Genomic DNA, 21,847 nt, shown 5'->3' on the forward strand with positions numbered 1-21,847 from the left:
GTCAATTGAGCGGCAGTTGGTCAAACCCCTGTCCTTGAGTGTTGTTATATCCCTAGCCCGCGGGAATTTGTATGGTCACGCCGAGATCCGGGCAGTTCCGAAGCTGGTCGCAGCAGGGAGCGGTTGCCGCTGCGCTGATGGCTGCGCCGTTGTTCCTGGTGGCCGGCGGCTGCGGTGCCGCGCACGCACAGGGACGCTCCGCGACGCTGCACACCACGCCGGAGTTTTCGGCCCTGCCCCAGGCGCGGTCCAACCCGACGAAGGCGCAGGCTCCGAAATCCATCCATACCGGTGACTGGGGAGTATTCAACCAGCTCGACGGGTCGCCTGCGGGGTTCGGGCCGGTCGCACGGTACGGCGTGACCCGGTGGGCGGAGGATTGGAGAGCGCTGCGCGACCCGAAGCTGCGTGACGATGTCTTCGATCCGCTCAAGTTCATCCCGCTCAACGACAGCAAGAGCATCTACCTGACGTTGAGCGGCGAAAGCCGGCTCAAGAACTGGTTCGAGAACCGCCCCTTCCTCGGCCAGCAGAAACCCGCTGATTCCGGCCGCATGACCCTGCGCAACACGGTCGGCGCAGACCTGCACGTCGGCGATCATCTGCGGGTGTACGGCGAGCTCATCAACGGCGACGCCGCCGGCTGGGGCGGCTACGGCTACAACACGACCTACCGCTCGCGCCTCGACGTGCAGCAGCTGTTCGTGGAGGCGAAGGCCAATATCGCCGGCGCCAAGACCGGCGTGCTGTTCGGGCGCCAGGAATTCCTGGATGCGCCGAACTACGTGGTCTATCTGCGCGAGACGCCGAACCTGCCGCTGTCCTGGAACGGCGTGCGCGGATATGCGATCTGGCCGCGGATCCGCTTCGATGCATACGATTTCGTGCAGACGAATACCGTGCCGACGCAGATGTTCCGCGACAACGAGAACTACAATTCGCGTTTGTTCGGCGGCAACGGCTCCTACGCCCTGCCCGACTTCAAGCTGCTCGGCGAGCCCGGGCACGTGTTCGTCGACCTGTTCTATATCGGCTACCTGCTGGGCGGCACCCCGGCGGCGATCGCCACCGCAACCAGCACCCAGGCCGGCTCGACGCTGCGCGACAATTACGGCACCCGGATCTGGGGCCGCGCCGGGCCGATCGAATTCTCGGTTGGCGGGATCTATCAAGGTGGCGAATTCCGCTACGCCAACAGTTCCAAGACCCGCGATGTCGATGCCTTCGCGGTCAACAGCTTCCTCGGCTATCGCTTCCAGGGCGTGTATGGGCGGCCGCTGGTCGGGGTGCAGACCGACGTCTATTCGGGCGGCAACGACAGCAAGAAGACCGGCAGCGAGGGCACCTACATCGCGCCATACAACCCGCAGAGCAATTACCTCGATACCACGACCTATTTCACCGCGTCGAACCTGGTCAGCCTGGCCCCGCAGATCGAATACACGCCGAGCCAATCGACGTTGTTGCGCTTCAAGGTGCCGGTTCTGTGGCGCGAGAATGCCGATGACGCGGTCTATGGGTCGGGTCGCATCTACCCATTCCGCGCCAAATACAGCGGCGGTTTCATCGGCACCCTCCCACAGGCGACCCTGGCCTGGCGGATCACCCGCCATCTGACCTGGACCCACGACCTGGCACGCTACTTCGCGTCCCGCTCGATCGAGAAGGCCGGGGCCTCGAACGGCACGTATTACCTCTCCACCCTTGCCTTCAGGTTCTAAGACAAGCGAACTGCAGTTGCGGGCGACGTGTTGGCGGCGCCCAGTCAACGCATCCAGAGGTTCTGTTTGTCATTTTTCGTCATCCGCGATCTCCCAGCCGCACGGCCCGACTTCCGGCTCGCCTTGCCGCTCTGCCTGTCCATGCTGCTCGGCGGCTGCGCCGTCGAGGACAGCCACATCGCACACAGCGCGGAGACCCGCCTGATCGGGCTGAGCGAGGTCGATCTCGAAGCCTGCCTCGGCGTGCCGGACCAGCATGCGAGCTTCGGCACGACCGATGTGCTGACCTATTACGCGACCTCCAGCAGCTCGATGAGCTACTCGGTCCCGATCGTCGGCGGCCTCGGTTTGTCGAACGGCGGCTACTGCCACGCGACCTTCCGAGTGGATCAGGGCCGGGTGACGCAGCTCATGTATTCCGGAGAGAAGAACGCCACCCTGTCGCCGGATGCGTATTGCGCGCCGATCCTGCGCACCTGCCTCGGGTGGCTTGGACGACACCCGGATCTCCGCAACACCGCGCCGGCCGGCAGTGGCCGGCAGACCGCGTCCAGTCCGGCCGTCGGTTCGAATACCGGCACGGTACCCCCGGGCGCCTCCAGCGCGTCGCCGCAACCAGGCACGTCGAATGCGGCGCTGCCCGCCAATGTTCCGACGCCGAACGCGCGCTGAGGTGTCAGGCTGCCCTGACTGCCGACACGAACAGGCGGACCTCGGCAGAAAGCTCCTCGGCCTGTCGCGATAGGTCAGCGGCGGCGCCCAGAACCTGAGTCGAGGCGGCGCCGGTATCGTTCGAGGCGCTGCTCACGCCGGCGATGTTGAGTGTCACCGCCTGCGCGGCCTGCGAGGTATGCTGCACGTTGCGCGCGATCTCGGCAGTGGCCGCCCCCTGCTGCTCGACTGCAGCGGCAATCCCCGCGGCAATCGCACCCACATCCTCGATGACGGCAGCGATCGTGCGCACCGCCTCGACCGCCTCCCGCGTGGCCGACTGGACCTGCGCGATCTGCACGCCGATCTCTTCGGTGGCGCGGGCCGTCTGTTGCGCGAGCCCCTTGACCTCGGATGCCACGACGGCGAACCCGCGCCCGGCGTCGCCCGCCCTGGCCGCCTCGATCGTGGCGTTGAGGGCGAGGAGATTGGTCTGCGTCGCAATGTTCGCGATCAACCCCAGCACATCGCCGATCTTCTGCGCACTCGCAGCCAGTGCGTGGACGATCGCATCGGTGCGATGCGCGTCCTCGACCGCCTTGCCGGTGATCCTGGCCGATCTCGCCACCTGGCCGCTGATCTCGCCGATCGAGGCGCTGAGCTCCTCGGCGGCGGCGGCCACTGTCTGCAGGCTGGTCCCGGCATCCCGGGCCGCTCCCGCGACGGTTCCGGCCTGCTGGTTCGTCGAGGTCGCGATGGACGACATCGACCGTGCCGTCGCCTCGAGCTCGGTCGAGGCGGAGGCCAGACTGCCGACAAGATGGCCAGCCTTGGCTTCGAAACCATGCACCAGCGTCTCGAGACGCTCGGTCCGCTGTTGCCGGGCAATCTCCGCCAAGGCCTGTTCCGCCCTGAGGTGGTCGGCTGCGATCATGTTGTCCTTGAACACCTGGACAGCCACGGCCATGCCGCCGATTTCGTCGCCGCGCCCGGTGCCGGGAATAACGACGGCCATATCGCGATCCGCCAGGCGACGCATCACGGCCGTCATTGCGGCGATCGGATGGGAGATCCCGTGGATCATCGACCAGCCGACCGCGAGGCAGCCCGCCGCCAGCGCCAGCAGGACGATGATGATCCAGGTCTGTGCGGTCCGGCCGATCGCCAGGCCCTCCCGTGAGGAGGCATCCGCCTGCCGGTCCTGGTAGCTGCTGGCTCGGGCGATCTCGCGGCGCAGGCTCACGCCCTCCTTGCGCATGCCGTCCAGCAGCAGCGCGCTGGACTGGTCAAGGTGGCGGTCCCCGACGAGCCTGCCCAAGGGGAGCTCGGCCGTCCTGAGCCGCTTCCAGCCGGCGTCGATCGCCTGCACGATCAGGCGGTCCTCGCCGGCATCGGCGGTTGCGGCATAACGCGCATAGCTCTTGTCGAACTCCTCCCGTGCGGACGTCGCCGCATCGACGAGACTTTGCCGCTCGGCATCCGTGCGCGCGATCCCCAGCAGCGCATCGGTTCCGCGCATCCGCTCGAGCTGGAGGGCCATCGTCGAGATCAGACGCATGCCGGTGACATCGTCATGGATGACAGCAGCCGACGCATTCAGCTGCTTCACCTGCACCACCGCGAACAGGCCGAGCCCGACGCCGAAGGCCAGCACGATGCCGAATGCCATGATGACCTTGGCGCGAACGCTGACGTTCTGCAAAAGCTGGAACAAAGCGCTCGCCTCCCGGACATCGAAGCCCATGACGGCTCCAGGACTGCGAACATGGCCGAGACTGGTTAAGCAACGGTTAGGGCCCGGGCTTCGGCGTGCAGGTTCAGCTGGAGCGGTCGTTGTTCTCCGGCCGGAGTGCCAGCGCCGTGTCGCTGATGTCGCGGCTCAGCATCTGCAAGGTGAAGCGCGGCAGCGGACCGGCATCGTCGCCGAGCTGGCCGACTACCGCGGCCAACCGATCTGCCGCGTGGACCGCCTCGTCATGCGCATGGTTGTTGTTGTCGGCTTCGTCCTGCATCGCCGTGCGGAGCGCCTGCAACGCAGCCGTGATCGCCTCCGACACGGCCGCCATCTGCGGCACCAGTGGCGCATCCCGGTCGGGCGTCGGACCCGCCACCGCGGTCTCGTCGCTCGCCCGTGCGACGAACAGCACGTCGCTCTGCAGCCGGCGCAGCATCGGCGCCAGTCGCACCATCAGCGGCTCATGGCGCTCGATCGAGCCCAGGCGCTCCCGTCGCGCCTCCAGGATCGCCGTCACCAGCGCCTTGAGCGACTCCGTGGCGGCGTCGTTGAGCGTCTCCACTTCCGGGATCCGGATCCGGTGCGTCAACACGCGCCGCTGCGTCTCGTCGAGGGTGTCCAGCATCGCCGCCGCTGCCTGGAACGCGAGCCTGCGGGCCCGGCTGCGGAACACCAGGTAGGAGACCACCAGCGACACGCCGGCGCCGAGCAGGATCGTCAGCACGCGATCGACCGGCCGGCTGAACGGGCCGCCGCCCTGCGCGGGGAACAGGAACACCACCACCAGCGTGACCCCGGCGAGCCGCAGGTTCGGCTGGAAAGCGGCGATCAGCGCCATCGGCACCATCAGCACGGCGAACACCGGCAGCTCCGGCAGACCCTCGAGCGACAGGACGATCGCCACCACGCCGGCGACGGCCCCGATCAGCGTGCCGAGGATCTGGTCGCGTCCGGCCTCAAGGCTCGAGCTGACCCGAGCCTGGGTGACGATGACCGCGGTGATCAGCGCCCAGGCCGCCTCGTGCAGATGCAGCGCATGCGCGATCAGGCCGGAGAGGAAGACCGACACCAGCGTGCGCACCGTCTGGCGCAGCTCCGGCGTCCAGCCTGCCAGCCGCGAGACGAGGCGCCCGAACGCATGCGGCGACGCCGGTTCGATCACCACCGGCTGGGTCCTAGTCGTGGTTTCCGGAGTGGCGTGGGGGGTTGGGAATCCGATCGGATCCGATTCCAGGGGCACTTCCGGGCTGCAGCCCTTCGATCGGCAACGGCACCCAACGCATCCCGTCGCCGCTCTGCACCAGCATCACCACCGACGGCCGCTTCTGCCGGCGCGCATCGGCGATCCGGGCCTGCACGTCGGTGGGTGTGGTGACCTCGGATTGCTGCACCTCGATGATCACGTCGCCCGGCCGGATGCCGCGATCGGAGGCCGCTCCGGACTGCGTGACGTCGGTCACCACCACGCCCTTCTGGCTGTCGCCGAGCTGGTATTTCTGCCGCAGGCCGTCATCCAGCGGGGCGAGCTTCATGCCGAGCCCGGCCAGATCGACCGCGGCCGGAGCGGAGGGCTTCTTCGCCGGCGCCGCGGCGGCGGGCTTCGGCTGGTCCTCGGGGAACTCGCGCACCGTCACCTGGATGGTCTGGGCCTTGCCATCGCGCCAGATCCCGAGCGGCACGCTCTGGCCGACCGGGGTCTCGCCGACCACGCGGGGCAGCGAGCGGCCATCGACGTCCGTCCCACCCACCTGCTGGATCACGTCGCCGCTGCGAAGCCCGGCCTTTGCCGCCGGACCGTTCGACTCCACCCCGGCGACCAGCGCGCCCTTGGCGGTCTTGAGGCCGAGGCTGTCGGCGATGTCCTGGGTCACGTCCTGGATGTGCACGCCGATCCAGCCGCGCTTCGCCTTGCCGTATTGGCGCAGCTGGTCGATCACGCCGCGCGCCTCGTTCGAGGGGATCGAGAAGCCGATGCCGATCGAGCCGCCGGACGGCGAGTAGATCGCGGTGTTGATGCCGATCACGTTGCCGTCCATGTCGAACAGCGGTCCGCCGGAATTGCCGCGATTGATCGGCGCGTCGGTCTGGATGAAGTCGTCGTAGGGGCCGCTATCGAGCGAGCGGCCGCGCGACGAGACGATGCCGGCAGTGACCGTGCCGGACAGGCCGAACGGATTGCCGATCGCCACCACCCAGTCGCCGACCCGCGCCTTGTCGCTGTCGCCGAACGCCACCGCGGGCAGCTTGTGATCGGTGTCGACCTTGAGCAGGGCGAGGTCGGTCTTGTCGTCGTGGCCGAGCAGGCGGGCCTTCAGGACGGTGTTGTCCTGCAGCGTCACGGTGATGCTGTCGGCGCCCTTGATGACGTGGTTGTTGGTCACGATCAGGCCGGACGGGTCGATGATGAAGCCCGACCCCAGGCTCTGCATCTTGTGCCCAGGTGCTGCCGGACCACCGGGGCCCCCACCCTGGCCACCACCGTGCTTGTTCATGAAATCGTGGAAGAACTTCTCGAACGGGGAGCCCGGCGGGAAGCTCGGGATCGGCACCTGGTTCTGGTCCTTGCCACCCTGGTCCTTGCCGCTCTGGTCCTTGTCTCCTGGCGGGTTGCCTGGGGCGCCCTGGTCGGGATCGTCATCGTCTTCCTGGCTGTCGTCGGACACGGTCTCGGTCGAGGAGATGTTCACGACCGACGGCAGCAGCCTTGCCGCGAGGTCGGCGAAACTGTCGGGAGCGCCGCGGGCGAAGGCCGGTGTCGGCGACGTGGCCACCGGGACCACGCCGCAGGTGGCGGCAATGGCAACCGAGGAAGCCAGCAGACCGGCTCGCAGGCGGGAGACGGCGCTTCCGCCGGAACGCGGTGTCGCGAAGCGCATGGGTCGAAATGTCTCCAGCAGGAGGCTTACAGGAACGATCATGGATCGCCGGACGACATCGGTCGCGCTCCGAGTCTGCTCACGGGCTCCGGTCGCGGGCAAGAGCCGGCGGCGACGGATCAGACGCGTTCGAGCAGCCAGGCGGCGATGGCCTGGCCCAGCAGCGCGTAGCCGGGATCTGCCATGTGCAGGCCGTCGGGGGAGAGGGTGTCCCGGGTGAAATCGCCCGTGCACCACTCGCGCATCCGGCGGTAGCGATCGAACACCGGCACCCCTGCCTCGGCGGCAATCCGGTGCAGCGCGTCCAGGAAGGGCGGGAAATCGGCGCATTCCTCGAGCGCCCGGCAGTACTGTTGGTCGACCAGCACCAGGTCCGAACCGGTCGCGCGCAACCGCCGGATGCCGGCGCGGGTCAGGCGCTCGAAGGTTTCGAGCGGCACCTGCTGCAACGGGTCGTTGGATCCGGTCTGCCACACCACGAGGTCGGGCTCGGCCCCCAACACGGCGTCCAGGCGAGCATCCATCGACACCGCGTTGTCGCCGCCGACGCCCTGGTTGGAGAGCACGATGCCCCCTGGAAAGGCCGGCAGCAGGGTAGCCTGCATCACCGCCGGGTAGGTGTGCGCCGGGCCGCTGGAGCCGGAGCCCTCGGTGGTCGACGAGCCGAACGCGACGATGCGCAAGGGTGCCGACGGGCCGAGATGGCGGGCGTGGGTGCGAGGCAGGAGCGGCAGGCGGGACAGGCTGTTCATCGAGATCAGGCGCTTCGTTCAGGTGTTGGACACGGCGGCAGAACCCGGCACCCGCTCCGCCTTGCCGCGGTCATCGGCCCGGCGCCGCTCGACCTCCTTGCGGGCCTGCTTGCGACGGTCCAGCGCGGTCGCCATCAGATAGAGCGTGCCGAAGCCGAGCACGTTGACCGCGATCTGCATCGGCCAGCCGCTGCCATAGGTGGTCATCACCAGCCTGAACAGCAGATCGAGCACGGTGCCGACGGAGAACACCTCGAGCGAGTGGCGGCCGAACACCGCGAAGACCTGGCCGACCCGCATCGCCGACACTGTGCTGGCGAGGCGGCTGCTCAGCACCAGGTAGAAGATCGCCAGCACGTCGATCAACCGCAGCGGCGACAGCGGGGTCTTTTGCGGGGGTGCGATCGGCAGCAGTGCCAGGTTGGGCAAGCCCCATTGCGACCAGGGGAACGACTGGATCGCGCTGAAGCCGAGATACAGCCAGCAGACGGCGACCAGCCAGCGCGAGTGCCCGATGTCGCCGCCGGTGGTGCGGGTCGCCATCGCAGTCCAGGCGCCGATGGTGAACAGGAACTGCCAGGCGAACGGGTCGAAATACCAGCCATCCGGGTCGAACCAGTTCGGCAGGTTCAGCCGCGGGTCGATGTTGATCAGCAGCCAGACCGCGGCACTGAGGGCGAGTGCTACGCGCCAGTTGATCCTCAGCGCCAGGTAGATCACCGGGAACAGGATCAGCAGCACCATGTAGAGCGGCAGGATGTTGAGATTGCCGGGCAGCGCCTGCAACGACAGCACGCGCCAGAAGCTGTGCACCCCGTGTGCCAGCTCCGGCTCCAGGAAGTCGACCGGCACCGGATGATAGCGGCGCCACAGCCTGATCGCCGTCACCGTGGTGAGCAGCATGCCCATCTGGAACAGGTACAGCCGGATCACCCGGCGCATCAGCATGGACACGCCGGTCGCCACGCCCTGGCGCTCGAAGGCACGGCCATAGGCGAGCATCGAAGCGAAGCCGGCCAGCAGCACGAACACCTCTGCCGCATCGCAGAACCCGAGATTGCGCAGGGTAAGGCGGTTCAGCAGGTTCTGCGGGATGTGGTCGGCGAACATCATGGTGAGCGCCACGCCACGCAGCGCGTCCACCCGGTGATCGCGCGTGGGACGCGGCGCCGGTGACACGGCGGCGGTGTCCGGCGGTGGGCTGAGCGCCATGGTCATGTTCATCGACGCCTCCCCCTGCCTCGCCCCATCCCGCCGATACTATGGACCTTCGCGGTCCAGGTTCCAGGGCAACGGTGCCTGCGTTACGCTCTGCTACGGGCACCAACGTTTGCCGCGGCGGGACGGCTGCATTATGCCCGCCCCACGTCCATCTGTTGCTCCAGCCGATCCCGGTCGTGAGTGGGTCGGCGACGGGAGGCAGCATGGCGGACGCAACCAGCGAGGCACTCGAGCAGGCCGTCAGGCGCACGCTCGAGCAGGCGATCGATCCGCGCAGCGGCCAGGACCTGGTGACCGCCGGCCTGGTCGAGAGCGTCCGCGTCCAGGGCGGGCTGGTGCAGGTGACGCTGGCCACCGATCGGGCCCATGCAGCCGCGCTCGATCCGGTACGGGCTTCGGTGGAGCGCACGCTGCGTGCGGTGCCGGGCGTCATGAACGCGACCGTCGTGCTGACCGCGCATCGTGGCGCCGGCCAGGCTCCTGCCTCGGCGCCGCCCGCTCTGCCATTATCAGGGGGGGCACCATCAGGGGCGTCACCTTCAGGGGGGCCGGCGTCCGGCGGGGGCGGTCATCGACCGATCAGTCTGGGCGGCGGTCCGGCGGCGGAACCGGCCAAGCTGCTGCCCGACGTGCGCGCGGTGATCGCGGTCGCATCCGGCAAGGGCGGCGTCGGCAAGTCGACGACCGCGGTCAACCTGGCGATCGGGCTGTCGCGCCTCGGGCTGTCGGTCGGGCTGCTCGATGCCGACATCCACGGGCCGAGCCTGCCGCGCATGCTCGGCATCAGCACCTACCAGCCGGAGGTGCGCGACAAGCGGATGATGCCGATCGCGGCGTGGGGCCTGAAGGCGATGTCGATCGGGCTGTTGGTCGAGGAGCGCACGGCGATGATCTGGCGCGGTCCGATGGTGATGGGCGCGCTGCTGCAGCTGATGAGCGACGTGGAATGGGGCGCGCTCGACGTGCTGGTGGTGGACATGCCGCCCGGCACCGGGGACGCGCAGCTGACCATGGCGCAGAAGGTGTCGCTGGCGGGTGCGGTGATCGTGTCGACGCCGCAGGACATCGCGCTGCTGGATGCGCGGCGCGGCGTCGCGATGTTCGAGAAGACCAACGTGCCGGTGCTGGGCATCGTCGAGAACATGAGCGTGTTCTGCTGCCCGAATTGCGGCCACGCGACGCCGCTGTTCGGACATGGCGGCGCGCGCAAGGAGGCGGAGGCGCTGGGGGTGCCGTTCCTCGGCGAGGTGCCGCTGCTGATGGACATCCGGCTCAGCGCAGATGCCGGCACGCCGATCCTGGCACGCGACCCCGACAGCGAGGCCGGCCGCGCCTATGACGCGATCGCGGCCCGCGTGGCGGAAGCGCTGCGGCCGCATCTGCAGAGGCCGCGGGCTAGCTGATAGCTGGCTGTCGGGCGGCGGGCACTAGCCGGAACGCTGGTAGCAATCGTTGCGGCCGGTCGCGACGCAGTCCTGCTGGTTGATGATCGACTTGATCATCGGGAACAGCAGGAACCCGCCATAGATGACGACCAGCAGCACCGCCATCACGATGAACGGCATCAGGCTCGGGAGCGGGCTCGGCTTACCTGGGTCAGCCATGACAGGAGTGTAGGCCTGTCGACGGAGTTCGCAATACGGATCGATACCGCACCGTTCAGGATCCCGTGTTCCCGGCTCAGCTGCGCCCGAGCGCCTGCATCAGCTCGTCCCATTCCCGCCTGCTGAGGCCGCTCGCCTTCTGCTCCAGCGCCTCGCCGGCCAGCAGCCGCCTGACCACGTCCAGCATCGAGCTCGACAGGGTGAAGGCGCCAAGCCGGTAATCCTCGAACGCGGCACAGGCGGTCGGCACCCAGGCGCGCACGGTCTCGAGCATCGCCTCCGCATAGACCCGGATCTCGAACTGCGCGTGGCTGTCCAGGCGCAGGCTCAGGAAGCTGAGCAGGTTGTGCAGGTCGGACTTCCAGTACCATTGCGTGTACGTATTGAGCGTGAGGTTCATCCGCGCCAGCTCGCGCGCCAGGCCGTAGCCGCGACGTGCGGTTTCCGCGGGCGGCTGGTCGCCGGGCTGGTCCGCATCCTCGTCGCCGAGCATCAGCGCGTAGTGATCGTGGCAGCGGGCGGCGTCGTCGCGCAGCAGGTCGAGCACCTCGCGCGCCGCCTCGCCTTCGAGCACCGCGCCGCGCCCCTGCCGGTTGTTCTGGCTCTGCGCCGCCAGGTGTTCCGGCTCCGGGATGTAGAACTCGCGGTCGAGGATCGAGTAGCGCGCCGAGTACTCGTTCACGTTGGCCATGCGGTGGCGGATCCACTGGCGCGCCACGAAGATCGGCAGCTTCACGTGGTACTTGATCTCGCACATCTCGAACGGCGTCGAATGCCGGTGGCGCATCAAATAGCGGATCAGCCCGGCATCCTCCGACACCTTGCGGGTGCCGCGGCCGTAGGAAACGCGCGCCGCCTGTACGATCGCTGCATCGTCGCCCATGTAGTCCACGACGCGGACGAAGCCGTGATCGAGCACCGGCATCGGGCGATACAGCATCGCCTCCAATGCAGGCACGGTGGCCCGCCTGGTAGGCGCGCTGGCCTGGCTGTGCTGGTCGATCTCGGCGAGCTGGTCGGGGCTGAGTGGCATGGATCGGGCGTAGCACGCGGCGAGGGAAATTCCATCACCCCGGGAAACAAGGCGCCCTGGACGCGGGGGGTGGGGCGCCCTATGTATGGCGGTGCGAGGGGGCAACCCCAGCTATGGCGATAAACGGTGATTGGAATAAACGTTGTGGACCCGGGGGCAGTGCCCGGCGTCTCCACCAATCTGGTCCGCAAGGTCCAGGCTTATGGGGACGAAACAGGCTCGACACGCGTGGTAAAGACTCACCTTTTGCCCGGCATGATACCGCCGTTATCGGGTCATATCACAAGTGCCAATGATAACCATGAGGCGCTCGCTGTCGCTGCATAAGCGATAAGCGCGGTTCGGGGGGGCACCGGGCAACAGAAGCCCCCCCACTTCGTTAACCGCCTGGTCATCGCTTCCGTGCGATGGCTCTTTGTGAGATCAGCTTGCGCCGCCTGGGGCTTTGCCGCATGGCTGCACGATTGAGGCCAGGGCCATCGCACGGCATCCGGCACGAACCAGGGGGCCCGCATGGCCGAGGACGATGTCGGTGGTATCTCCGGCGGCGGCGACGAAGGCGGCATGCCGAACAGCCTGCTGCCGTATGACCGCTGGATCGAGGACGCATATCGCCAGGTGATGGCCAGGGCAATCAACCATGCCGCGGCGGACGGCCTCCCCGAGGGCCATCATTTCTACATCACCTTCCGGACCGACGATCCGGGCACTGTGGTGCCGAAGCGGATGCTGGCGCAGTACCCGCAGGAAATGACCATCGTCCTGCAGCACCAGTTCTGGGACCTCAAGATCGACGAGGAGGCGCAGACCCTCTCCGTCGGGCTGTCGTTCGGCAGCGTGCCGACGACGCTGGTGGTGCCGTTGCGTGCCATCACCGGGTTCGCCGACCCGTTCGTGCGCCTGGTCTTGCGGTTCACGCCCGGAACCGAGGATGCGGTCGAGATCGTGGATGAGAGTCCGGTATCCTCGGGCAAGGCGGACATGCAGGACGAGGAAGCCGACACCGGCCCGGCTCCGGACCCGACGCCGCAGGTCGTCAGCCTCGATGCCTTCCGCAAGCGCGGCGGGTCCACACCCACCTGATCGCTACCGTTTCCTTTTCACCTGCGCGTCTTCGGGCTGGCCTGCCCGGCCAGACGGACGCTGCCTGAACCGGAACCGCCATGAACGCCCTGCCGCCTCGCCGTGCCTCCTCCGACGGGAAGACCGCCAAAGCCTTCGCCTACTCGCCGATGTTCCCGCTGGGCGAGGACGAAACCCCCTGGCGCAAGCTCGAGATCGAGGGCGTCTCGACGACCGTCTGCGATGGCCGCACGATCCTGAAGATCGCGCCCGAGGCGCTGTCGGAGTTGGCAGCACAGGCGTTCCGCGACGTCTCGCACCTGCTGCGGCCTGGCCACCTGGCGCAGTTGTCGCGCATCCTGACCGACCCCGAGGCCTCGCCGAACGACCGCTTCGTGGCCCTCGACCTGCTGAAGAACGCCTCGATCGCCGCCGGCGGCGTGCTGCCGATGTGCCAGGATACCGGCACCGCGATGGTGTTCGGCAAGAAGGGCCAGCGTGTGTGGATCCTCGGCAACGAGGAGGAGGCGCTCTCCTACGGCGTCCACCGGACCTACACCGAAACCAACCTGCGCTACTCGCAGATGGCGCCGCTGACGATGTTCGACGAGGTCAATACCGGCAACAACCTGCCGGTGCAGTTCGACATCAACGCGGCACCCGGCGAGCACCATGCCGACGAGCTGCATCTGATGTTCATCGCCAAGGGCGGTGGCTCGGCGAACAAGAGCTTCCTGTTCCAGGAGACGCGCGCGCTGCTGGCGTCGAAGGAGAAGCTGCTGGAGTGGCTGGGCGTGAAGATCCGCACGCTCGGCACCTCCGCCTGCCCGCCCTATCACCTGGCGATCGTGATTGGCGGGACCTCGGCCGAGTTCACCCTCAAGACGGTGAAGCTCGCCTCGACCAAGTATCTCGACGCCTTGCCGACCGCGGGCTCCGAGTTGGGCCACGCCTTCCGCGATGTCGAGCTCGAGGCCGAGGTGCACAAGCTGACCCAGTCGCTCGGCATCGGCGCGCAGTTCGGCGGCAAGTATTTCTGCCACGACGTGCGCGTGGTGCGGCTGCCGCGGCATGGCGCGTCGCTGCCGGTGGGGATCGGCGTGTCGTGCTCGGCGGACCGGCAGATCAAGGCCAAGATCACGCCCGAGGGCATCTTCCTCGAGCAGCTCGAGACCGACCCGGCGCACTTCCTGCCCGAGGCCACCGACGCGGTGCTCGGCGACGAGGTGGTGCCGGTCGATCTCAACCAGCCGATGTGGGAGATCCGCAAGCTGCTGTCGCAGTACCCGGTCAAGACCCGGCTGTCGCTGACCGGCACGGTGGTGGTCGCGCGCGACATCGCCCATGCCAAGTTCAAGGAGCGGCTGGATCGTGGCGAGGGGCTGCCGGATTACCTGAAGAACCATCCGGTCTATTACGCGGGCCCGGCCAAGACTCCCGACGGCCTGCCGACCGGCTCCTTCGGGCCCACGACTGCCGGCCGCATGGACAGCTATGTCGACATGCTGCAGGCAGCGGGCGGATCGTTCGTCATGCTGGCGAAAGGCAACCGCTCGAAGGCGGTCAAGGATGCCTGCCAGTCGCATGGCGGCTTCTATCTCGGCTCGGTCGGTGGCCCGGCGGCACGGCTCGCGCAGGATTGCATCCGCAAGGTCGAGGTCCTCGAATACCCGGAGCTCGGCATGGAGGCGGTCTGGCGGATCGAGGTCGAGAACTTCCCGGCCTTCATCGTGATCGACGACAAGGGCCATGATTTCTACGATGGACTGACTTGAACAGGCTGCCCTGACCGATGCGCTTCACCGTCGACCGGCTCGATCACATCGTCATCACCTGCCGCGACGTGGAGAAATCCTCGTCGTGGTATCAGCGCGTGCTCGGGATGGAGCATGAGGAGTACGGCCGCAACCGCCGCTGTGCGCTGAAGTTCGGCGGCCAGAAGATCAACCTGCGGCCGTATGGCGCGGAGGGCTGGATCACCGCCGAGGACAGCCTGCCGGGTAGCCAGGACCTCTGCTTCGTCACCGCGGTCGAGAGCGTGGACGTGGTGGACCATCTGGGCCGCTGCGGCGTGACGATCACCGAGGGACCGGTTGCCCGCCTGGGCGCACTCGGCCCCACCACCTCGGTCTATTGCCACGATCCGGACGGCAACCTGATCGAGATCGCCTCCTACCAGGGCTGACCATGAGCAACGAGATCCGGCCGGATGCGGCGATGCATTTCTATGAGCCGCGGCACGGTCACGGGCTGAAGCACGACCCGTTCAACTCGATCGTCGGGCCGCGGCCGATCGGCTGGATCGCCAGTCGTGCTGAGGCGGGCAACCTCAACCTGGCGCCGTACAGCTTCTTCAACGCGTTCAACTACACGCCGCCGATCATCGGCTTCTCCTCGACCGGCTGGAAGGACAGCGTCGCCAACATCGCCAGGACGCGCGACTTCACCTGGAACCTGGCGACGCGCCCATTGGCCGAGGCGATGAATGCCACGGCCGCCACGGTCGGGCCGGAGGTGGACGAGTTCGAGCTCGCGGGGCTCACACCGGTGGCGTCCCGGCTGATCGAAGTGCCGCGCGTCGGCGAGAGTCCGGTCGCGTTCGAGTGCCGGCTGCTGCAGCAGGTGCAACTGCACGATCTGGAGGGCCGCGCCGTGCAGACCTGGCTGACGATCGGCCAGGTGGTGGCGGTGCATATCGACCTCAGCCTGATCCAGGACGGCATCTACGACACCGCAAGCGCCCGGCCGATCCTGCGTGGCGGCGGTCCGACGGCCTATATCGAGGTCACCCCCGAGGCGTTCTTTCATATGCGTCGGCCCGATAACGGCTCGCTCCCGCCGCGCTGACGATCGCGTCCAGCAGGCCGGGAAACGCCGCATCGAGGCGATCCCGGCAAAGAGTGTTGATGTGGGTCACGCCCTGGGCACGGGTCTCGACAAGCCCGGCCTCCCGGAGCACCCGGAAGTGGTGCGACATCGTGGATTTCGGCCGGCCACCATCAAGTGCCGCGCAACTGCTCTCACCCTCGCGGTGAAGCTGAATCACGATGCCGAGACGCACCGGATCGCTGAGCGCCTGAAACACCTTGTCCAGCCGCAGCGCAGGCCCTGACGGCGCGTCGTGGTCACCGGCTTGCGCGTGTGCGCCATCCCCCATCACCCCAGCACCCCTTGCCTTTGTTCGATAAATATCGAACTAAGCCTCATTACACGTTTCAGGAGTTCACGCGATGCCCGGTCTGTTCGACCCCTACACGCTCAAGGGCGTCACGCTGCGCAACCGCATCGCGGTGTCGCCGATGTGCCAGTACATGGCGCAGGACGGCGTGATCAACGACTGGCATCACGTGCATTACATCTCGCTGGCCCGCGGCGGCGCCGGCCTGGTGGTGGTCGAGGCGACTGCGGTGGCGCCCGAAGGCCGGATCACCTGGGGTGATACGGGGCTGTGGAACGACACCCAGGCCGAGGCAATGCGGCCCCTGGTTGCTGCGATCAAGGCGACCGGCGCGGTGCCCGGCATCCAGATCGCGCATGCCGGACGCAAGGCGTCGGCCAACCGTCCCTGGGAAGGCGACGACCACATCCCCGAGGGCGAGCCAAACTCCTGGACCACGATCGCGCCGTCGCCGGTCGCGTTCGGCGGTGGGTTGCCGCGGGTGCCGCACGAGATGAGCCTCGACGACATCGCCCGGGTGCAGCGCGACACCGTTGCCGCCGTGACCCGCGCGCGCGATCTCGGCTTCGAGTGGCTCGAGCTGCACATGGCGCACGGCTACCTGGCGCAGAACTTCTTTTCGCCGCTCTCGAACAAGCGCACCGACCAGTACGGCGGCAGCGCCGAGAACCGTGCCCGCTACCTGTTCGAGACGCTGGTGGCGGTGCGCCGGGTGTGGCCCGAGGACCGGCCGCTGACCATCCGGCTGGGCGTGGTCGAGTTCGACGGCAACGACGCGATGCTCGGCGAGGCGATCACGCTGCTGTCGCGCATGAAGCAGGAAGGGCTCGATTTCGTCGACGTCTCGATCGGCTTCAACACGCCCGAGGCCAGCATCCCGTGGGCGCCGAACTTCATGGGCGGGATCGCCCAGCAGGTCCGCCAGGAGACCGGCCTGCCCGGGACGACAAGCTGGTATATCTCGAAGCCCGAGGAGGCCGACACGCTGGTGCGCGAGGACAAGATCGACCTCGTCATGCTCGGTCGCCCGCTGCTCGCCGATCCGCACTGGCCGTACGCCGCCGCAAAGGCGTTGGGTGTCGAGAACCCGGCCTGGGCGACCTTGCCGCCGCCCTACGCGCACTGGCTGGCCCGCTATCGCTGACCTAGTGGACCCGCACCTGCAGCCGATAGTCGCCGCCGGCGCCACGCTTGGTTCCAAGCAGGAACAGATAACGGCCGTTTGCCGGGAGCGTGGCGTGCAGGGATGTCGCATCGTCCTCGTCTCCCGCGCCCGGCAAGGTCGGGCCGGTGATATCGACGCCATCCGTGCCCGGGGTCACTCGGTATCCCGGTGCGTAGAGCGAGAAGACCACGTTCTCGTCCGGGCTTTGGATATCCGCCTCGATATGCTGCCCGGCACGCGCGACGAGCGCGTAACAGACATCCTCGGCGCGGACGATCCCGCCATGCACGCCTGCCGCATTACTGCCTTTGCGGAACTCGATCGGAGCCGGTGACCGGCAGTCTCCTGCCCAGGCAGCTGTGGATTGAAACAGGATGGTCATGCATCCTATCGTCATGAAGCGCTTTTGAAAGTTCATCTGTCATACTCGATGGTGGAGCACGTATGCGCGCGGTCGATGCGAAGTTGCTGTCACAGCTGGTTCCGACCTACCACGGCAATCGTGGCATCCGGCAGCAGGCCAACATCCAGGACAGGTCGCGGAGGCAACGGCACTCGGACGCGCCGCCTGCCCGACGATATCGGACCGATGATCGCCGCACTGTTGTCCGACGATAATCGCTGGATCAACGGCCAGCGCATCGAGGTCAGCGGCGGGGTGTACCTCTGAGCGGACTGCGGCGGCTTCGCGCTACCGGTCGGTGCCGTCGATCTCGGACAACTCGGCCATCGCGGCCTTCGCGGTGCCGGCCGGCACGTCGATGGCGGGACCCGGGCCGGCCATGCGCGGATGCAGCCGCCGCGTCACCAGGAACGCCGTGATCACCGCCAGGCTGCCGAACACCACACCGCCGGCCGCCTGCCCAACCAGCACGCCGACCGGACCATGGCGCATGCCGATGGTGACGAACGGGATCGTGCCCAGGGTGGCGCGGCCCCAGTTGAACAGCGTCGAGAGCAGTGGGAAGCCGAGATTGTTGAACGCCGCGTTGGCCACGAACAGCGCACCGACCCACAGGAAGCCGGCGACGGTGACCGAGCAGAACACGTGGATCAGTTGCGCGCCGGTGCCGGTGGCGGAGAACAGCGCGACCACCTGATCCTGGAACGTCGCCAGCACCGCCCACATCACGGCGACGCAGGCCAGCACCAGCAGCAGCGACGCCCGCAGGGTCTCGCGCACCCGGGGAAATTTCCCGGCGCCGAGGTTCTGCCCGATGATAGGCCCGACCGAGCCGGTGAGCGCGTAGATGAACGCGAAGGCCACCGGGGTGATGCGGTCGATCGTCGCCTGTCCGGCCACCGCCTGCAGGCCGAAGCTCGAGAGCGCGTGGATCACGAAGGCGCCGCCGACCGGGGTTGCGAGGTTGGTCAGGATCGCCGGCATCGCGACCCTGGCCACGCGCCTGGAGTCCGGCAGCAGGCGGCTCGGATGCGGCGCTTGCAGCAGGCCATGGCGCTGCACGCTGCGGAAGCCGAGAAACGCGGTCAGGCCACGCGAGATCACGGTGGCGATCGCGGCCCCCGTCAGGCCGAGATGCAGGCCGAAGCCGAGGCCCAGGATCAGCAGCGGGTCGAGGCAGGCGGAGGCAGCCGCACCCCAGAGCGTGACCGTCATCGAGCGCCGCGCGTCGCCAAGCGCGCGCAGCAGCGACGAGAAGCCCATGCCGAGGGTGATCAGCGGCAGGAACGGCGACACGATCCGCACGTAGCCGGCGACTGCATGGAACGTGCTGCCGGTGGCGCCGAGCATGGTCAGGATCGGGTCCAGCAGCGCCACGGTGACCAGCCCGATGAGTAGCATGATCGCCGCCATCACGATCAGCGCCGAGCTGGCAACGGCGCCGGCTTCCTCGAACCGCTCGGCCCCGATCAGCCGCGACGTCACCGCACCCAGGCCGATCGACATGCCGATCGAGACCGCGATCTGCAGCATGCCCACGGCCCCGGTGAAGCCGATTGCCGCGGTCAGGCCGCGATCGCCGAGCAGGGAGATATAGAACAGGTTGAGCAGGTCGACCGCGAACACCGCGACCAGCCCGATGGCGCCGGTGCCGGCCATGACCGCGGTGTGGCGCATGATCGAGCCGGTGCAGAAACGGGGCTGTCTCGGCTGTACGGATGCGTTGGGGCGAGGCACCGTCAGCATGCCCAGGGGTTCATCGTGCGGCGTGCTCTCACGTGCCCTCATGTGCCATGACGCACGTCGGAGCGCCACCGTCCGCGCAGCCAGAACCGGTCGCGTTTTCGCCAGCAGGATCGGTCAGATGAGCCGTGCGATCGTCTTGTGGCGCCAGGACAGCTGGAAGTAACTGAACTGGAACAACAGCATCGCCACGAAGGTGGCTGGGTAGGCGATCCAGACGCCATCGATGCCGATCATCCGGCTGAGCAGCCAGGCGACCGGAACCTCGACCGCCAGGATGGCGAGCGCAGACAGGCCGGTCGGGATCAGCACGTCGCCGCTTGCCCGCATCTGGCCCGAGAACACCCCGGCGGCGCCATAGAGCACGACGCTCCAGAGCACGATGTGCAGCAGCGACTGGGTCAGCGCCACCACCCCGTGCGTTGTCAGGAACAGGCTGACGATGCTGCCGGAGAACAGGTACGCGAGCAGCACCAGGCAGCCGGTCAGGCCGAGATTGAACAGCAGTCCGGCACGCAGGATCCGCGGCAGCATCTCGAGGCGACGGGCGCCGATCGCCTGGCTGCTCAGGATCGACACCGTGATCATCACCGACATTGCGGGGAACTGCACGTAGGCCATCACCTGGTTGACGGCGCCGTAGGCCGCGGTGGCGTCGGTGCCGTACCGGTTGACCAGGCTGACCAGCACCATCTCGGCCAGGGCCATGATCACCATCTGCACCGCCGACGGCACGCCCAGGCGGAGCACCAGCCTGAGGATCTGCAGGCTCGGCAGCATGTGCCGGAGGAACACGCGGTCCGGGGCCAGCGGATGGTCGTGGCGGCGGAGGTACCAGCCCATCCAGCAGGCGGTCAGGGTCCAGGAGATCGCCGCAGCCGAGGCGGCACTGGCGGCGCCGAGCGGCGGCAGACCGAGCCGGCCGCGGATCAGCAGCGGCGTCAGGGTCATCGCGATGGTGATCGAGATCGCCAGCGCCTTCAGTGGCGTGACGGTGTCGCCGACGCCGCGGACGAGCTGGGTCGCCAGCAGGAACACCACGAGGGCGGGCATGCAAACGACGATCACCGTGCCATAGCCGACGGCACCGTCCAGCACGTCGGGGGGCGTGCCGAGTGCTGCCAGCATCGGGCGGATGAGTGGCGTCATCACCAGGGCTACGAAGAGGCCGAAGGCGAGGCCGGTCGTGAGGGTGGTGGCGGCGACCGCCTTGACGCGATCCCGTTCACCCGCGCCCCAGGCCTGGCCGATCAGGATCGACGCGCCGGCGCCGGTGCCCATGATCAGCGCGATGAAGAAGAACATGATCGGAAAGAACACGCTGGCGGACGCCAGGGCCGCGGTGCCGAGCATCTGGCCGAGATAGATGTTGTTGATCGTGCCGGACAGCGCCTGCAGGATGTTGCTGAGCATCATCGGCGCCAGGAAGGCGAGGAAGCTTTTCCAGACCGGCCGCGTCTCGGTGACAGCCATGGTGGTGGCGGGCGCAGGCATGGGGCCGTTCAAACCACACCCGAACGGCTTCCGCCAGCGCTTGCCAGGCTCGGTCGTGCGGCGGGTTCGTGGCCTGCGGGGCTGGCCGTTCCGGACGCCAGGACGTAGATCGTGCGCACCATGAGCCTGCTCGCGTCCGACTTCGATTTTCCGCTGCCGCCCGAGCGGATCGCCCAGGCTCCGGCGCGACCGCGGGAGAGCGCCCGGCTGCTCGAGGTGCGCGCCGGGATGCCGATCGACCGGGTTGTGGCCGACCTGCCGTCGTTGCTGCAGCCGGGCGATCTCGTCGTGGCCAACGATACGCGGGTGATCCCGGCACAACTCACGGGCATGCGCGGCGACGCCCGCATCGGCATCACACTCGACCGCATGCTGCCGGACGGCACCTGGCACGTTCTGGTGCGCAACGCCCGACGTCTGCGCGATCAGGATGTGCTGCGTTTCGAGGGCACCGACATCGTGGCCAGGGTGCTGTCGCGCGAGGTCGGGGGCACTGCGGTGTTGCGGTTCGTCGCGGCCGCTATCGATGACGAGGCGAGCGCCGTCTTGGATGCGGCGACATTCGACAGCTTCCTGCGTGGAGCCGGCCGGCTGGCTCTGCCGCCCTATATCGCGCGGCCGGACGGCCCGACCCCGGACGATTCCAGCGACTACCAGACGATGTTCGCCTCTCATGACGGTGCGGTGGCGGCACCGACAGCCGGGTTGCATTTCACCCCGGCCCTGCTGGCACAGGCCTTGGAGCGCGGCATACGACACGTGACGGTGACGCTGCATGTCGGCGCCGGCACGTTCCTGCCGATGCGCGAGGACGACGTCAGCGCACACCGGATGCATCCGGAGCGGGGCATCGTCACTCGGCAAGCGGCCGACGCGATCAACGCGACCCGCGCGGCAGGCGGGCGGATCGTGGCGGTCGGCACAACGTCGCTGCGCCTGCTGGAAAGCGCGGCGTCGCCTGACGGGGAGGTGCGGCCATTCGACGGCGAGACCAGTCTGTTCATCACGCCTGGCCACCGGTTCCGCACCGCCGACCTGCTGCTGACCAACTTCCACCTGCCGCGCTCGACACTGTTCATGCTGGTGTGCGCGTTCGCCGGCCAGCAGACGATGCGGGACGCCTACGCACATGCCATCGCCGGCGGCTACCGGTTCTACTCGTACGGTGACGCGACCCTGCTGCATCGGGTGCCGGACGTTGCCTGAGAG

20 protein-coding genes, 1 other RNA gene and 1 pseudogene are annotated in these 21,847 nt (G+C 67.9%); 11 read left to right on the forward strand and 11 right to left on the reverse strand.

Features of this window, described 5'->3' with window-relative positions:
* Window positions 1-137 precede the first annotated feature (137 nt).
* Both ACOEQ2_RS07260 and ACOEQ2_RS07265 read left to right on the forward strand, forming a co-directional pair.
* Window positions 138-1,721 carry an alginate export family protein gene (locus ACOEQ2_RS07260; protein WP_419730706.1) on the forward strand — a complete coding sequence of 528 codons (1,584 nt, stop codon included), beginning with the start codon at window positions 138-140 and terminating at the stop codon, window positions 1,719-1,721.
* Window positions 1,722-1,787: 66 nt separating this feature from the next.
* The gene (locus ACOEQ2_RS07265) at window positions 1,788-2,393 is read left to right on the forward strand and encodes a hypothetical protein (RefSeq protein WP_419730707.1); all 606 of its coding nucleotides are present in this window, start codon (window positions 1,788-1,790) and stop codon (window positions 2,391-2,393) included.
* Between the two features lie 4 nt (window positions 2,394-2,397).
* Here the strand turns inward: ACOEQ2_RS07265 and ACOEQ2_RS07270 are convergent, their stop codons facing one another.
* The 5 genes from ACOEQ2_RS07270 to ACOEQ2_RS07290 form a co-directional block, all read right to left on the reverse strand.
* Window positions 2,398-4,116, reverse strand: coding sequence for a methyl-accepting chemotaxis protein (locus ACOEQ2_RS07270; protein WP_419730708.1), 1,719 nt, complete (start codon window positions 4,114-4,116; stop codon window positions 2,398-2,400).
* A gap of 73 nt (window positions 4,117-4,189) precedes the next feature.
* The gene (locus ACOEQ2_RS07275; RefSeq protein WP_419730709.1) at window positions 4,190-5,272 is read right to left on the reverse strand and encodes an FUSC family protein; all 1,083 of its coding nucleotides are present in this window, start codon (window positions 5,270-5,272) and stop codon (window positions 4,190-4,192) included.
* 10 nt (window positions 5,273-5,282) lie between these two features.
* Window positions 5,283-6,983, reverse strand: a complete 1,701-nt coding sequence (locus ACOEQ2_RS07280; RefSeq protein WP_419730710.1) for a DegQ family serine endoprotease — start codon at window positions 6,981-6,983, stop codon at window positions 5,283-5,285.
* A gap of 119 nt (window positions 6,984-7,102) precedes the next feature.
* Window positions 7,103-7,735, reverse strand: coding sequence for an SGNH/GDSL hydrolase family protein (locus tag ACOEQ2_RS07285; RefSeq protein WP_419730711.1), 633 nt, complete (start codon window positions 7,733-7,735; stop codon window positions 7,103-7,105).
* An 18-nt stretch (window positions 7,736-7,753) separates the two neighbouring features.
* Window positions 7,754-8,959: an OpgC family protein gene (locus ACOEQ2_RS07290; protein ID WP_419730712.1), complete on the reverse strand. Its 1,206-nt coding sequence runs from the start codon at window positions 8,957-8,959 to the stop codon at window positions 7,754-7,756.
* A 200-nt stretch (window positions 8,960-9,159) separates the two neighbouring features.
* Here ACOEQ2_RS07290 and ACOEQ2_RS07295 point away from each other — a divergent pair, with 200 nt between their 5' ends.
* A complete protein-coding gene (locus ACOEQ2_RS07295; RefSeq protein ID WP_419730713.1) occupies window positions 9,160-10,359 on the forward strand; it encodes an Mrp/NBP35 family ATP-binding protein in 1,200 nt (399 codons plus the stop codon).
* Between the two features lie 24 nt (window positions 10,360-10,383).
* Here the strand turns inward: ACOEQ2_RS07295 and ACOEQ2_RS07300 are convergent, their stop codons facing one another.
* Window positions 10,384-10,560 carry a hypothetical protein gene (locus ACOEQ2_RS07300; protein ID WP_419730714.1) on the reverse strand — a complete coding sequence of 59 codons (177 nt, stop codon included), beginning with the start codon at window positions 10,558-10,560 and terminating at the stop codon, window positions 10,384-10,386.
* Between the two features lie 76 nt (window positions 10,561-10,636).
* Complete coding sequence (thyX, locus tag ACOEQ2_RS07305) at window positions 10,637-11,593, reverse strand: FAD-dependent thymidylate synthase (protein WP_419730715.1); 957 nt, start codon at window positions 11,591-11,593, stop codon at window positions 10,637-10,639.
* Window positions 11,594-11,646: 53 nt separating this feature from the next.
* On the opposite strand from thyX, the gene ssrA reads away from it, so the two are divergent.
* From ssrA to ACOEQ2_RS07330, 5 genes are all read left to right on the forward strand, one after another.
* Window positions 11,647-11,969: a transfer-messenger RNA gene (gene ssrA / locus ACOEQ2_RS07310) on the forward strand.
* Window positions 11,970-12,106: 137 nt separating this feature from the next.
* Window positions 12,107-12,676 carry an SspB family protein gene (locus tag ACOEQ2_RS07315; protein WP_419730716.1) on the forward strand — a complete coding sequence of 190 codons (570 nt, stop codon included), beginning with the start codon at window positions 12,107-12,109 and terminating at the stop codon, window positions 12,674-12,676.
* An 80-nt stretch (window positions 12,677-12,756) separates the two neighbouring features.
* Window positions 12,757-14,430: a fumarate hydratase gene (locus tag ACOEQ2_RS07320; RefSeq protein WP_419730717.1), complete on the forward strand. Its 1,674-nt coding sequence runs from the start codon at window positions 12,757-12,759 to the stop codon at window positions 14,428-14,430.
* A gap of 17 nt (window positions 14,431-14,447) precedes the next feature.
* Complete coding sequence (locus ACOEQ2_RS07325) at window positions 14,448-14,840, forward strand: VOC family protein (RefSeq protein WP_419730718.1); 393 nt, start codon at window positions 14,448-14,450, stop codon at window positions 14,838-14,840.
* A gap of 2 nt (window positions 14,841-14,842) precedes the next feature.
* Complete coding sequence (locus tag ACOEQ2_RS07330; protein WP_419730719.1) at window positions 14,843-15,502, forward strand: flavin reductase family protein; 660 nt, start codon at window positions 14,843-14,845, stop codon at window positions 15,500-15,502.
* On the opposite strand, the gene ACOEQ2_RS07335 is transcribed toward ACOEQ2_RS07330, so the two are convergent.
* A complete protein-coding gene (locus ACOEQ2_RS07335) occupies window positions 15,441-15,812 on the reverse strand; it encodes an ArsR/SmtB family transcription factor (protein ID WP_419730720.1) in 372 nt (123 codons plus the stop codon). The genes ACOEQ2_RS07330 and ACOEQ2_RS07335 overlap by 62 nt on opposite strands.
* Window positions 15,813-15,885: 73 nt before the next feature.
* Here ACOEQ2_RS07335 and ACOEQ2_RS07340 point away from each other — a divergent pair, with 73 nt between their 5' ends.
* Window positions 15,886-16,977 (forward strand): NADH:flavin oxidoreductase/NADH oxidase, encoded by a 1,092-nt coding sequence (locus ACOEQ2_RS07340; protein ID WP_419730721.1) that lies wholly within the window; start codon window positions 15,886-15,888, stop codon window positions 16,975-16,977.
* 1 nt (window position 16,978) lies between these two features.
* On the opposite strand, the gene ACOEQ2_RS07345 is transcribed toward ACOEQ2_RS07340, so the two are convergent.
* Window positions 16,979-17,380, reverse strand: a complete 402-nt coding sequence (locus ACOEQ2_RS07345; protein ID WP_419730722.1) for a hypothetical protein — start codon at window positions 17,378-17,380, stop codon at window positions 16,979-16,981.
* 154 nt (window positions 17,381-17,534) lie between these two features.
* Here ACOEQ2_RS07345 and ACOEQ2_RS07350 point away from each other — a divergent pair.
* Window positions 17,535-17,668: pseudogene (locus ACOEQ2_RS07350) on the forward strand (SDR family oxidoreductase); the annotation flags it as partial.
* A gap of 21 nt (window positions 17,669-17,689) precedes the next feature.
* Here ACOEQ2_RS07350 and ACOEQ2_RS07355 read toward each other — a convergent pair.
* Window positions 17,690-19,147 carry an MATE family efflux transporter gene (locus ACOEQ2_RS07355; protein ID WP_419730723.1) on the reverse strand — a complete coding sequence of 486 codons (1,458 nt, stop codon included), beginning with the start codon at window positions 19,145-19,147 and terminating at the stop codon, window positions 17,690-17,692.
* Between the two features lie 114 nt (window positions 19,148-19,261).
* The gene (locus tag ACOEQ2_RS07360) at window positions 19,262-20,638 is read right to left on the reverse strand and encodes an MATE family efflux transporter (RefSeq protein ID WP_419730724.1); all 1,377 of its coding nucleotides are present in this window, start codon (window positions 20,636-20,638) and stop codon (window positions 19,262-19,264) included.
* 120 nt (window positions 20,639-20,758) lie between these two features.
* Here ACOEQ2_RS07360 and queA point away from each other — a divergent pair, with 120 nt between their 5' ends.
* Window positions 20,759-21,844: a tRNA preQ1(34) S-adenosylmethionine ribosyltransferase-isomerase QueA gene (queA, locus tag ACOEQ2_RS07365; protein WP_419731161.1), complete on the forward strand. Its 1,086-nt coding sequence runs from the start codon at window positions 20,759-20,761 to the stop codon at window positions 21,842-21,844.
* Window positions 21,845-21,847: the final 3 nt, after the last annotated feature.

Origin of the sequence: Lichenicola sp. (assembly GCF_965198575.1) — a bacterium.
Taxonomy (GTDB): domain Bacteria; phylum Pseudomonadota; class Alphaproteobacteria; order Acetobacterales; family Acetobacteraceae; genus Lichenicola.

What these genes read in the sequence shown, in the direction of transcription:
- ACOEQ2_RS07330 (WP_419730719.1), top strand. Translation starts at nt 14,843, where the DNA reads ATGAGCAACGAGATCCGGCCGGATGCGGCGATGCATTTCTATGAGCCG.
- queA (WP_419731161.1), top strand. Translation starts at nt 20,759, where the DNA reads ATGAGCCTGCTCGCGTCCGACTTCGATTTTCCGCTGCCGCCCGAGCGG.
- ACOEQ2_RS07360 (WP_419730724.1), bottom strand. Translation starts at nt 20,638, where the DNA reads ATGCCTGCGCCCGCCACCACCATGGCTGTCACCGAGACGCGGCCGGTC.
- ACOEQ2_RS07355 (WP_419730723.1), bottom strand. Translation starts at nt 19,147, where the DNA reads ATGCTGACGGTGCCTCGCCCCAACGCATCCGTACAGCCGAGACAGCCC.
- ACOEQ2_RS07260 (WP_419730706.1), top strand. Translation starts at nt 138, where the DNA reads ATGGCTGCGCCGTTGTTCCTGGTGGCCGGCGGCTGCGGTGCCGCGCAC.
- ACOEQ2_RS07285 (WP_419730711.1), bottom strand. Translation starts at nt 7,735, where the DNA reads ATGAACAGCCTGTCCCGCCTGCCGCTCCTGCCTCGCACCCACGCCCGC.
- ACOEQ2_RS07345 (WP_419730722.1), bottom strand. Translation starts at nt 17,380, where the DNA reads ATGACCATCCTGTTTCAATCCACAGCTGCCTGGGCAGGAGACTGCCGG.
- ACOEQ2_RS07325 (WP_419730718.1), top strand. Translation starts at nt 14,448, where the DNA reads ATGCGCTTCACCGTCGACCGGCTCGATCACATCGTCATCACCTGCCGC.
- ACOEQ2_RS07335 (WP_419730720.1), bottom strand. Translation starts at nt 15,812, where the DNA reads ATGGGGGATGGCGCACACGCGCAAGCCGGTGACCACGACGCGCCGTCA.
- ACOEQ2_RS07295 (WP_419730713.1), top strand. Translation starts at nt 9,160, where the DNA reads ATGGCGGACGCAACCAGCGAGGCACTCGAGCAGGCCGTCAGGCGCACG.
- thyX (WP_419730715.1), bottom strand. Translation starts at nt 11,593, where the DNA reads ATGCCACTCAGCCCCGACCAGCTCGCCGAGATCGACCAGCACAGCCAG.
- ACOEQ2_RS07270 (WP_419730708.1), bottom strand. Translation starts at nt 4,116, where the DNA reads ATGGGCTTCGATGTCCGGGAGGCGAGCGCTTTGTTCCAGCTTTTGCAG.
- ACOEQ2_RS07280 (WP_419730710.1), bottom strand. Translation starts at nt 6,983, where the DNA reads ATGCGCTTCGCGACACCGCGTTCCGGCGGAAGCGCCGTCTCCCGCCTG.
- ACOEQ2_RS07300 (WP_419730714.1), bottom strand. Translation starts at nt 10,560, where the DNA reads ATGGCTGACCCAGGTAAGCCGAGCCCGCTCCCGAGCCTGATGCCGTTC.
- ACOEQ2_RS07290 (WP_419730712.1), bottom strand. Translation starts at nt 8,959, where the DNA reads ATGAACATGACCATGGCGCTCAGCCCACCGCCGGACACCGCCGCCGTG.
- ACOEQ2_RS07320 (WP_419730717.1), top strand. Translation starts at nt 12,757, where the DNA reads ATGAACGCCCTGCCGCCTCGCCGTGCCTCCTCCGACGGGAAGACCGCC.
- ACOEQ2_RS07315 (WP_419730716.1), top strand. Translation starts at nt 12,107, where the DNA reads ATGGCCGAGGACGATGTCGGTGGTATCTCCGGCGGCGGCGACGAAGGC.
- ACOEQ2_RS07340 (WP_419730721.1), top strand. Translation starts at nt 15,886, where the DNA reads ATGCCCGGTCTGTTCGACCCCTACACGCTCAAGGGCGTCACGCTGCGC.